We start from the raw sequence: 11,997 nt of genomic DNA, 5'->3' as shown, positions 1-11,997 counted from the left end.
GACTATTCTCTGTTTAGGTGGAGCGATGCGTGCCTGGGCAGATCCGTCTAATACCAATAGTTCAGCAACAATTGACAATGCGAATGCGTATACAGTCACACCCGTTTTCGGAGCAACTCAAAATAACAAAACCAGTAATTTTTTTGATATGACATTAACTCCAAAACAAAAAGATACATTCAAATTAACGATAACCAATACTACGCCGAACCCTCAAAAATTTAAAGTTCAGGTAAATACAGCAACAACAAATAGTAATGGGATAGTTGACTATACAAAAAGTAGCTTTGAAAAAGATCCATCGATGAGTTTGGTACTTAGTGATTTGATTAGTCCCAATAGGAAAGACATTAGTGTCCCCGGTAAACAATCACAAACGATTGATTTTCAAATAACGATGCCAGAAAAGTTATTCTCAGGAATTTTATTAGGTGGAGTGACGATTCGACCTGTAGAGATAGCTGGGGACCAAAGCAAGGGTGGGATTCAAAATGTTTATATGCATACGATTGCTATTCGGGTGAATGAAACAGCAGAGACCATACCTGCAAAATTAGAAAGTGGTTCTGTTAAAATTGGGCAAATTAACCGCCACAATACTGTTTCGATGGAAATTAAAAATCCACAGCGGAAGTTATTGTCAAAAGTCGAAGGAGATTTTTTTGTTAAAGAAAAAGGAACAAACAAAACGATCATTCACGAAAAGAAAAATAATCTGAGTTTTGCACCAAACACAAGGTTTGATCTGCCTATTTTACTGAAAGATTCGTTTAAACCTGGAGACTATACCTATACCATTAAGTTGAAAAACCATGAGGGGAGCTGGACGTTCTCAAAAGATTTCACGATAAACAAAAAGCAAGCTGATCAGTATAATAAGCGTTCTGTTGATCATAAAGTCAAAAACCTTCACTGGCTTAAGTACCTCATGGCCTTTTTAATTCTAGTTATTTTAGGCACCGTCTGCTATATCTTGGGAAAAAAGAAGGGAAAAATGAGGTTGTAAAACCTGCCTTTAAAATAGTTGACAATTATGCAGAAAAAATCATGCCAGTATGAATTATCTATAACATAAGGGAAGAATAGCTGTCTAGCAAGGATAAATTGTCAAATTAGCGTTAATTTACGCAAGTCATTGGTGTTCCTTATTTTGGAAAGTAGTATTATACTATTATTGTTCAATGATTCACAATAGAAGCAAGGAGGAAAGAACCATGTATAAAGCAATTGTCGCAGCAAAAGGAAAAACAACAAAAATTGTTGAAAAAGAATCGTGTCCATTGAAAGATAATGAAGCGCGGTTGAAAATGGAAGTCTGTGGTGTCTGTCATACGGATTTACACGTTAAGAATGCAGATTTTGGCGATGTTAGCGGTTGTACCTTAGGTCACGAAGGAATTGGGATTGTGACGGAGGTTGGAAAAGACGTTACTAGTTTAAAAATTGGTGATCGTGCATCTGTTGCATGGTTTTATGAAGGCTGCGGGCATTGCGAATATTGTACTTCTGGTCGAGAAACGCTTTGTCGTTCAGTAAAAAATGCTGGATATACAGTTGATGGTGCCATGGCCGAAGAATGCATCGTCACAGACGGTTATGCAGTGAAAGTGCCAGAAAATTTAGCATCAGAGCCAGCTTCCTCTATTACTTGTGCAGGGGTAACAACCTACAAAGCGATAAAAGAATCTGGGATTCGTCCAGGTCAATGGCTAATGATTTCAGGATTAGGTGGGCTAGGTAATCTAGCTTTACAATATGCCAAGCATGTCTTTAATGCCAAAGTAGTAGCTGTTGATGTGAATGATGATCAGTTAGCTTTTGCGAAAGAAATGGGTGCTGATCTTTTAATTAATCCAGTTAAAGATCCTGATTTTGCTGCACAACTTCAAAAAGAAATTGGTGGTGTCCATGCAGCAGTAGTTACTGCGGTAGCTAAATCAGCATTTAATGGCGCAGTCGATGCAGTCCGTGCGGGAGGAACGGTTGTCGCCGTTGGATTGCCTGTTGAGACAATGGATTTATCTATTCCACGTCTTGTTCTTGATGGCATTCACGTAGTCGGATCGTTAGTTGGAACCCGTCAAGATTTAAGCGAAGCTTTCCAATTCGGTGCAGAAGGAAAAGTTGTTCCTGTTTGTCAAACACGTCAACCAGAAGAAATTAATGATATTTTTGAAGAAATGGAACAAGGAAAAATTCGCGGGCGAATGGTCATTGATTTTCGCAGTTAATTTAGTTTTTTAGTGATTCGTTGATTTAATCTGAAAACCATGAAAGGATGGATGGAATGTTTGCGAATCTTACTCTCCGTGAGAGACGACTGCTTAAGCAAGCACAAGTGGGAGCCACAATTAGCTTTATTCTTTTGTTTGTACCAATTCTGACAATCAGTCTTTTGCATACCAGTGATTTATTAGCAAAATGGCTAGGTATAGTTGGGGTAATTATGGTTTTACCATTGTTGTATTTTGCGTGGCAGATTTTAAAGATAGCCTATAAAGATCAAAAAGATAATCCAACGCCTCCTTTGTGGGTTCCGAAAGTTTATGGGATTGGGCTTTCGATCAATCCCTATCACCGGTTTGGAAAGTTAATTTTTATATTGCTAGCGGTACTGATAGTTGGCATCATCATTAGTTTGCTTTTCACACCAGCAACCCAAATCAATCACTAAAAAACGAGTAATCAACACCCTCTTGCTGAGCAGGAGGGTGTTGATTATTTTTAAATAGACTAAAGTTGAGCAACAGGTATTAGATTTTTGAAAAAAGGCTTTCTTTTTCTGATGTAGATATTTTTGCAATAAAATCATCATTATAAGTGAATTAACAGGTTTATCAAGGGTTAATACTTGTTAATGGTGGCTGCTATAATTAACCGTTGACAAACACAAAAAAACCATCATACGATAATTATGTTATTAAAAAAGTGAAAAATTGGTAGTCAATAAATGAAAACGCATTCATTGGGAAATTGTGATTCTGTACTAAAATTTTTATATAAGATGAAAATAGATTGTTTTCATTTAATAATTTATTGAAAGGATGTGTTTAGGAAGGGTTTACTGAAACTGACTTGCTTACAGTCTCAGTAAACTAAGAAAATCGTTATGACTTTTCATCTGGATAAAACCTTGTTGGGTTTTGGATTTTGTGAGTAATTGTGTCGGAACTATTCTATGGGGAGCAATTTTAAGGAGGAAAAAATGAACAAAGAGTATCAGGGTAAAAAAATTTACGGTAAAAAGCACTGGTTGACATTTTTATTAGTGAGTTCGTCTGTATTGGCGTTCCATTCGTTTGTTACGATGGATTCTCAAGTGGTTGATGCGCAAGAGCAAACAGCAAAAGAAGACGTAGCTGATTCAGCAACGTCAGTCGGAGCAATTGTGTCGATTGAAAAAGCGGAGAAAAACTTTGTCATTACGTATGCTTCTGGAAAAAAAGCACAAATTAGTATTTTAAACGACCATCTTTTTCGCTATCATCTAGATCCAACTGGTAAATTTGAAGAATATCCAACGCCAAATGATCCAAAGCATGTTGCGAAAATTACGGCTAAAACAATGGCCGACTATGGCACACAAGCCTTTGAGCAAACGAACATCACAGATTCAGGAAACCAATTTATTCTAGAAAATAATGGTTTAAAAATTATGTTCGAAAAAGAAAGCGCTTTAATGAAGGTTCTAGACAAGAAAAAGAATCAAGTTATTTTAGAAGAAACCGCTCCGCTATCCTTTAAAAATGATAAAGCTACACAAACGTTAAAACAAAGTAGTCAAGAAAATTATTTTGGTGGAGGAACTCAAAATGGTCGATTTACGCATAAAGGAACAGCTATCCAGATTGTCAATACGAACAATTGGGTAGATGGCGGAGTAGCATCGCCTAACCCATTTTATTGGTCAACTGCAGGGTATGGCGTTGTTCGAAATACATGGAAACCTGGCAACTATGATTTTGGAAGTCATGATCCACAAACAACCACAACAACGCACGAAGGAACAGATTTTGATGCTTTTTATTTCTTTAATGATTCCTCAGCAGGTATTTTAAAAGATTACTATGAATTAACCGGGAAACCAGCTTTGATGCCAGAATACGGGTTCTATGAAGCGCATTTAAACGCGTATAATCGGGACTATTGGGTGAAAGTAGCAGAAGGAACCGCGGGAGCAGTTAAGTTTGAAGATGGTAATTTTTACAAAGAATACCAACCAGGCGATCTAGGAAACTTAAATGGCACGCTAGAATCTTTAAATGGAGAAAAAGAGAATTATCAATTTTCTGCACGCGCAGTTATTGATCGATATAAGAAAAACGATATGCCGTTAGGGTGGTTCTTGCCAAATGACGGCTACGGTGCTGGCTATGGCCAAACAGATTCATTGGACGGCGATGTACAAAACTTAAAAGAATTTACAGAGTATGCTCAAGCCAATGGTGTTGAAGTGGGGCTGTGGACTCAATCTAATCTCCATCCAGCGGATCCTAAAAATCCTAAAAAAGGAGAACGGGATATTGCGAAAGAAGTTAGTGTCGCTGGTGTTAAAGCTCTCAAAACTGACGTGGCGTGGGTCGGGTATGGGTATTCCTTTGGCTTAAATGGTGTAGAAGATGCCGCGAATGTTTTTGTAAAAGAAACAGACGGCGCAGTTCGTCCGATGATTGTTTCATTAGATGGTTGGGCCGGAACCCAACGGCACGCTGGTATTTGGACAGGCGATCAAACGGGTGGTCAATGGGAATATATTCGCTTCCATATCCCAACATATATCGGGACTTCGTTGTCTGGACAACCAAATGTCGGTTCAGATATGGATGGAATTTTTGGTGGAAAAAATAAAGAGGTCAACATACGTGATTTCCAATGGAAAACTTTTACACCAGTGCAGCTAAATATGGACGGCTGGGGCTCCAATCCAAAAACGCCATTTGCTTTTGATCAAGAAGCCACAGATTTGAACCGAGCGTATCTAAAATTAAAATCAATGATGATGCCTTATAACTACAGTATTGCCAAGGAATCAGTTGATGGACTACCAATGGTACGGGCCATGGCTTTAGAATTTCCTAATGAAGGAACAGCATATACAAAAGATTCTCAATACCAATATATGTGGGGACCAAATTTACTCGTTGCCCCAATTTATAATGGCAATCAAGATGAGGCAGGAAATTCAATCCGTGATGGAATCTACTTACCAGATGAAAAACAAGTCTGGGTTGACTTATTTACAGGCGAAAAATATCAAGGTGGCCGTGTCTTAAATGGAGTAAAAACACCGCTGTGGAAGGTGCCCGTTTTCGTCAAAGATGGCAGTATTATCCCAATGACGAATCCAAACAACAATCCAAAGGAAATCCAACGAGATCAACGATCTTTCTTGATTTATCCAAATGGCGCCACTTCTTTTAATATGTATGAAGATGACGGAATTTCAACTAGTTATGAAGCTGGGCAATCAGCTACGACTAAAATAAATAGTCAAGGCCCTAAATCAAACGAAAAAGGGGATCTGACCGTTACTATCGAACCGACAAAAGGAAGTTACAAAGGCTTTGTTGATGAACGAAGCACCACGCTTGATTTGCTAGCTTCAGAAGCGCCCGAAAGCGTAACAGTAATGGTGGGGGGAACAGAAGTAACCTTGAAACAAGCAGCTAATAAAGAAGAATTTTTAGCTGGCACAAATCTATATTATTTTGATAAAGAATTCCAAGTGAATCAGTATCTTTCTGAAGCTTCAGGAGAAAAACTGAACCAATCAGCGTTATCAGTAAAACTAGCGAAACAATCTGTGACCGCCAAAGATGTTCAAATAACTGTCAAAGGTTTCATTAATAAAGGAACGGTTGACGGAGGAAATACAACGGTCGATGACCAGTTAACTATTCCGGCAAATGTCGCAATCAATGAAGAAAAAACAACGCCATCTTCTTTGACTCTTCAATGGGATCAAGTAACTGAGGCAACAAGCTATGAAGTAGAGCGTGACGGGACTGTTTTCGGAAATATTCAAACGAATACAGCAACATTTGATGGATTTTCCTTCCTAAGCGAACATACTTTTCGAGTTCGAGCTGTTGGAAAAAACGGAGTCTCTGAATGGAGTGAACCGATTAAAGGAAAAACACAAGATGATCCCTATAAAGAAACAATTAATCAAGTCAAAGCAACAAGTAATTTACCAGAACAACCAGGCGCAGAATTGAAGAAATTAACAGATAAAGATTTGAGTACAGGTTGGCATACGAACTGGTCAACAGGCATCGCTAATCCAAGTGATGGAAATTTCTTGTCTTTAAAATTTGATCTTGGTGCGGAGTATCAAATGGATAAAATTGAATACTTGCCAAGAGACAATGCCGGCAACGGAAATATTTTGCAACTCCAGTATCGGACGTCGAAAGATGGAGCTAATTGGACAGAGTTTTCAGAACCTATTAACTGGAAGCAAGATGCTTTGACAAAAACCATTGAAACGAAGGACCAAGCGTATCGTTTTGTTGAAATGAAGGTATTAAAATCGGTGGGTAATTTTGGCTCTGGTCGTGAGATGCTCTTTTACAAACAACCAGGGACAGAAGGAATCTTACATGGAGACATTACTAACGATGGAACGATTGATGAAAATGATGCAATGAGTTATCGAAACTATACAGGCTTAGAATCGGAGGACAGTGACTTTAATGGCTATGTTGAAAAAGGTGATTTAAATAAAAATGGGGTAATTGATGCTTATGATATCAGTTATGTTTTACGACAATTAGATGGTGGGATTGAGATACCTGATGTCGAAGAAATTGCGGGCGGTTTATCCCTTGCTGTGGTTAATGAAAATGGCAAGGATACTTATCTTCCTGGCGATACATTAACCTTTACACTTAAAGGTCAAGACTTAAAAAACATTAATGCGTTAAGTACAAAAATGTCCTTTGATTCTAGCAAATTTGAACTTGTCGGTCAGCCTGCAACCACGAATAATACAAAACAAATGGAAAATTATTCTAAATATCGGAAACATTCAAATGATGTGGAGAATCTATATTTAGTTCTTAGTAATCAAGGAAATAAACAATTGTTAAATGGTTCAATGGACTTAGTTACCTTTAAAGTTAAAGTAAAAGAAACAACTCGCGTAAAACGTGCGACAACTGTTGAGCAGCTATTACAATTTGATATGAGTCAAGGATTATTAGTGGGCCAAGGATTCCAACAAGCAACACTTTCAGATTTTTCTGTAACAGTGAAGCCAACAGAGCTAGTAGATAAAGAGTTATTACAAGCGCTAATTACGCTAAATCAAGCACGTGTCGAAAAAGAATATACGCCTGAAACTTGGGCAATCTTTAAACCAATCTTAGATGAGGCAGTAGCTGTTCTAGCCAATGAGCAAGCCACACAGACAGACGTTTCTGCTGCCGCGGAAAACCTAGAAAAGGCTGCAAGTCAGTTGGAAAAAATGCCTGATGTAGCGAATAAAGCTGATTTAGAAAAAGCAATTCAAGAGGGGCTAGCGAAGAAACCAAGTGATGGGCAAGAATTCACCGAAGAAACTAAAAAAGTTCTCGAAGACTCATTAGCAGCAGCTCAAAAAGTATTTGCTCAAGAAAAAGTTACCCAAGAAGAAATAGACCAAGCGACTAAAACATTGCGTGAAGCAATTGCACAATTAAAAGAACAACCCGTCGCCGTTGATAAGGAAACCTTAAAAGAGAAAATCGCTCAAGCCCGAGGAAGAAAGCCGGAAGAAGGATACCAATTTACAAAAGAAACAGAAAAACAATTGCAAGAAGCAATTCAAGCGGCTGAAGCAATCGTAGCGAAAGAAACGGCGACAAAAGAAGAAGTCTCAGCGGCTCTAAACGCATTGGAAACTGCAATGGCTCAATTAAAAGAAGTACCCCTTGTAAATAAAGACCAATTACAAGAAGTTGTCAAACGAGCGCAGCAAGTCACTCCAAGTGAAGGGCACCAATTTACTGCCTCCTCGTTACAAGATTTACAAAAAGCGCTTTTAGCAGCTAAAAACACATTGGAAAACCCAGCAGCTAATCAAAAAATGATTGATGAAGCGGTTGCTGAATTAACTAGTGCCATCGATGGGTTACAAGAAGAAGCGTTAGTTACAGATAAAAAAGCCTTAGAGGCAATGATAGCCAAAGCAAAAGCAATCAAACCATCTGCCGGAAAAGAATTTACCAGCGAGTCTAAAGCGCGCTTAACTGAAGCAATTGACCAAGCGGAAGGGATTTTAGCTGATAAAAATGCTCGGCAAGAACAAATTGATATTGCTGAAAAAAATGTAAAAACTGCTTTGGATAGTTTAGAGGAACAAGTCCTTCAAACGGATAAAACAAAGTTGAAAGAACTGCTTCAAAAAGCAGAAACCTTGAAACCTAAAGCAGGAAAACAATTTACAAAAGCATCGCAAGAAGCTTTAGCTGAAGCAATTAAACAAGCAAAAGCACTTGTTGAGGACCCAAATGCGACGCAAGAAGCTGTGGACAAATATTTAAGTATTTTAGCACAAGCCATTGAAGCAATGGCAGAAGAGCCAATCAGTAGCAACTCTACAGGCAACAATGGAAATCATGGCACGGTTAGCTGGACTGGTGGTGTAACCAGTCCAGGAAAGGGCACAGCAGCAGGTGGAACGACAACGAAAACCATCACTTCTGGTACTTTGCCAAAAGCAAATGAAGTTGTTTCGCCAATCTGGTCAATTAGTGGTTTTCTATTGATAGTAAGTATTGGTTTAGGAAAATTATTCTTCAAAAATAAAAAAGAGCAAAATTAGCGTATCATTAACTTACAAGGCGCATTTGTACAAAAACAGTGTGCAAATGCGCAAGTAAGTAATAGGAGAGGATTTTTACGAATGAAAAGAAAGAAAATCAAGAATCAACTACTTGTTTTAACAAGTATTCTCGTTCTTCTGAGTTTGGAAGTCGCTCCAGTTGTTACGTTGGCTGCAGAATTACCAAGTAGCTCGCTACAAACAGCTCTGTCCTCGGAAACGACAATTACTTCGGAAGAAAAAGTAATTGAAACAACCGAAACAACCGAAACAACTGTTGCTACATCGACAACGTCCACTAGTAGTTCGTCATCTGAATCAAGTAGTTCTACCGATACGACTACCGAATCAACGAGTCATTCAACGACAGAAACGACAACCACAAATACTAGTTCTGAAACAAAAAAAGAACCTACAGAGCCAACGGTATCATCAGAAATCACGCAGCCTGTTGAACAATCGCAACCACCACAAGTTCCTGTGACCAAGCAAGAACCTATTCAAGTTCCTGAAGCCACAAATAACGTTGTTGAAGAAAATCAGGCTGTATCGTTAAATCCGTCCCTCAAAGTAGATGAAATAGCTTCTTCAAATTTAAAAGGCTACGAACTGCCACTGTTGTCGTCTTTTGGCGAAAAGAAACGGGCAGTCGTGGTGGCTGAAGCATTAAGACACGTTGGGAAAACAAAAAAAGAATTTAATTTGACGGAGCAAGCATTAACCAGTAGTTTCCTTGCCCAAAAAATTTACCAACAATTATTTAAAATAGACATTGGCAGTACACCGCAAGAACAAATGACATTTGGTAAAGTTCGTTCTATAGAGGAGGCAGAACCTGGTGATCTGATTTTTTGGCAAACAGCTGAAAGAAAAACGCTTCAAAATGGTGTTTATCTTGGCCAAGGAAAATATTTAATTGCCGCAGCGGAAGCGGATTCTAAAGAGGAACCAGAAGTAATTGGTCAGTTAGAGAATATCTATACTGCCAAACAACAACCAGACTCAAAAGAGGAAAAACGCTTGGTAGTGACTAATCCTTTTAAGGAGTTCACATTAACGGAGTATGGCAAAGAAGTTTTAGCAACATATGGTGCGTCATTTGAAATGCAGAAGTCAGAACAAACCACAGCGTTTATTAAAAAAATTGGTGAGACAGCCAGAGAACTTGGCGAAAAATACGATGTTTTTGCATCAGTGATGATAGCTCAGGCTATTTTAGAAAGTGGCTCTGGCGAAAGTCAACTAGCCAAAGAACCTTATTATAATCTCTTTGGCGTGAAAGGTTCGTTCCAAGGAAATAGTGTTAGCTTTTCAACAAAAGAGGCTGATCAGAGGGGCCAACTTTATACAATTTCCGCTGGTTTTCGCGATTACGGTGGCTATAATGACTCACTGCAAGATTATGTTCAATTACTCCGACAAGGGATTGACGGAAATCAAGATTTTTATAAACCAGCGTGGCGTTCGGAAGCCAAAAACTACCTTCAAGCAACGCGTTTTTTAACAGGTAAATATGCAACAGACAAGCAATACGATAATAAATTAAATTCGTTAATTGCGGTTTATAACTTAACGCAATTTGATTTACCAAAAACAGTGGACGGTTTGATTATCCAATCTAAAAATGAGCTGTCGGAAGCGGAACAGCAACAAATGCATTTTCCAGTCTATGATGGGATCAATTATAATCGGAGTGGTAGCTATCCCGTGGGCCAGTGTACGTGGTATGTCTATAATCGTTTCAAACAGTTGGGCACTTCTGTGGATGAATTTATGGGAAATGGCAGTGACTGGGGAAGAAAAGGACGTGCATTAGGCTATCAAGTTAGTTCATTGCCTAAAGCTGGTCGTGCGATTAGTTTCCAACCAGGAGTTGCTGGCGCAGATAATCAATATGGACATGTTGCTTTTGTTGAAGCGGTCACTTCTGATGGAATCATTATTTCTGAAAGCAATGTCATCAATGATCAAACGATTTCGTATCGTGTCTTACCTAATGTAATTGCATATAGTAGTGGCGTGACCTACATTGGCGCTTGATCGACTCATTCAACAGGAAGAAGTGTGGATGTTTAAGAAAAAAATTAGCACAATGATCCATGTGTGAACTAACAAATTAAATTAACCAGAATCGACCAATGAATTGATTTTGTCATGTATAAAATGACAAGAACAGTTTGGCGGTTGATTCTTTGTTTTTCATCAACGAAGAGACAATAGTCCTCATGATTCGTTAGAAAAAGATGAATAGTCCAAAGTACTCTTTCTTGATACTTTGTTATTTTATGTTTTTGTTTGCAGGAAACTACTGAAATCGCTATACTAAATTTATGTGAATATACTAACAGACAATCAATTTTTTATCTCTTTTATTGGTGTATAAATTGATTGAACATTATAATCATTTGTCTTTTGTTGTGTAATTTTATATCTTCTTGAGAAAGGGATGAGTGAACAAATGTCTATTTATATATTAGAAGACCAAATTATTCAAGCAAAAGCGTTAGAAGCATTGGTAACAAATATCCTACATTCAAGAAATATTTATAATGAAACAATCCATTTATTTTCACGTTCAGATGAATTATTACAAGTGGCACACCAGGACGCCCAACTAAATATCTTTTTCCTAGATATTCAAATGAACAATCATATCCAGGCAGGATTTGAGGTTGCCAAAGAAATCAGAAAAACAGACAGTGAAAGTCTGATTGTATTTATTTCTACTCACACAGAATTAGTTTTAACTTCTTACAAATATATGGTTTCAGCTCTTCAATTTATTCAAAAGAACGTGGATTTTCTAGATTTCCAAAAAGAAGTTGAAACATGTGTCGACGCATATATTCAACAAAAAGAAAATATAAAGACAAAAAGTGAATATATTATCATTAACTTAAAAGCGTCTTCTATAAAAATGGATATTAATGATATTTATTTCTTTCAAACGGAATACGATCATCGTGTGTCAATGGTTGGTAAAAATTTTAAAAGAGAATTTTATGGAACGTTATCAAAAATTGAACAACTGCATCCAGATTTGATTAGAGTCCATCAATCAATCATCATCAATAAAAAATATGCGTCAAAATTAAATTATAAAACGCATCTTTTAACTATGAGAGACGGAACGGAAGTACCAGTCTCAAGAAGATATTATACTCAGGTCAAGGCACTATTTCTTACTTAGG

Annotated in this window: 6 protein-coding genes; all 6 read left to right on the top strand. The window is 37.8% G+C overall.

All coding sequences use genetic code 11. From position 1 onward, the window contains the following. Positions 1 to 25 precede the first annotated feature (25 nt). The 6 genes from IGI63_RS03440 (at position 26) to fsrA (ending at position 11,996) form a co-directional block, all read left to right on the top strand. Positions 26 to 1,006 (top strand): DUF916 and DUF3324 domain-containing protein, encoded by a 981-nt coding sequence (locus tag IGI63_RS03440; RefSeq protein ID WP_002379535.1) that lies wholly within the window; start codon positions 26 to 28, stop codon positions 1,004 to 1,006. A 208-nt stretch (positions 1,007 to 1,214) separates the two neighbouring features. After that, entirely contained in the window at positions 1,215 to 2,231 is a 1,017-nt protein-coding gene (gene adhP, locus IGI63_RS03435; protein WP_429975321.1) for an alcohol dehydrogenase AdhP, read from the top strand. A gap of 47 nt (positions 2,232 to 2,278) precedes the next feature. Then, entirely contained in the window at positions 2,279 to 2,674 is a 396-nt protein-coding gene (locus IGI63_RS03430) for a hypothetical protein (RefSeq protein ID WP_429975320.1), read from the top strand. A 504-nt stretch (positions 2,675 to 3,178) separates the two neighbouring features. Next, positions 3,179 to 8,806 carry a TIM-barrel domain-containing protein gene (locus IGI63_RS03425; protein WP_429975319.1) on the top strand — a complete coding sequence of 1,876 codons (5,628 nt, stop codon included), beginning with the start codon at positions 3,179 to 3,181 and terminating at the stop codon, positions 8,804 to 8,806. An 81-nt stretch (positions 8,807 to 8,887) separates the two neighbouring features. Further along, positions 8,888 to 10,846 carry an amidase domain-containing protein gene (locus IGI63_RS03420; RefSeq protein WP_429975318.1) on the top strand — a complete coding sequence of 653 codons (1,959 nt, stop codon included), beginning with the start codon at positions 8,888 to 8,890 and terminating at the stop codon, positions 10,844 to 10,846. Between the two features lie 418 nt (positions 10,847 to 11,264). Further along, positions 11,265 to 11,996 (top strand): response regulator FsrA, encoded by a 732-nt coding sequence (fsrA, locus tag IGI63_RS03415; protein WP_080280341.1) that lies wholly within the window; start codon positions 11,265 to 11,267, stop codon positions 11,994 to 11,996. The last annotated feature ends 1 nt before the right edge of the window (position 11,997 follow it).

Source organism: Enterococcus sp. DIV0086 (assembly GCF_050498705.1).
In the GTDB taxonomy this organism is placed as follows: domain Bacteria; phylum Bacillota; class Bacilli; order Lactobacillales; family Enterococcaceae; genus Enterococcus; species Enterococcus faecalis.
Note: the sequence above shows the minus strand (reverse complement) of the source record. Positions and strands in the feature narration are given on the sequence as shown.

Coding starts and splice junctions, on each gene's coding strand:
- IGI63_RS03440 (WP_002379535.1), top strand. CDS start 26: ATGCGTGCCTGGGCAGATCCGTCTAATACCAATAGTTCAGCAACAATT.
- adhP (WP_429975321.1), top strand. CDS start 1,215: ATGTATAAAGCAATTGTCGCAGCAAAAGGAAAAACAACAAAAATTGTT.
- IGI63_RS03430 (WP_429975320.1), top strand. CDS start 2,279: ATGGATGGAATGTTTGCGAATCTTACTCTCCGTGAGAGACGACTGCTT.
- IGI63_RS03425 (WP_429975319.1), top strand. CDS start 3,179: ATGGGGAGCAATTTTAAGGAGGAAAAAATGAACAAAGAGTATCAGGGT.
- IGI63_RS03420 (WP_429975318.1), top strand. CDS start 8,888: ATGAAAAGAAAGAAAATCAAGAATCAACTACTTGTTTTAACAAGTATT.
- fsrA (WP_080280341.1), top strand. CDS start 11,265: ATGTCTATTTATATATTAGAAGACCAAATTATTCAAGCAAAAGCGTTA.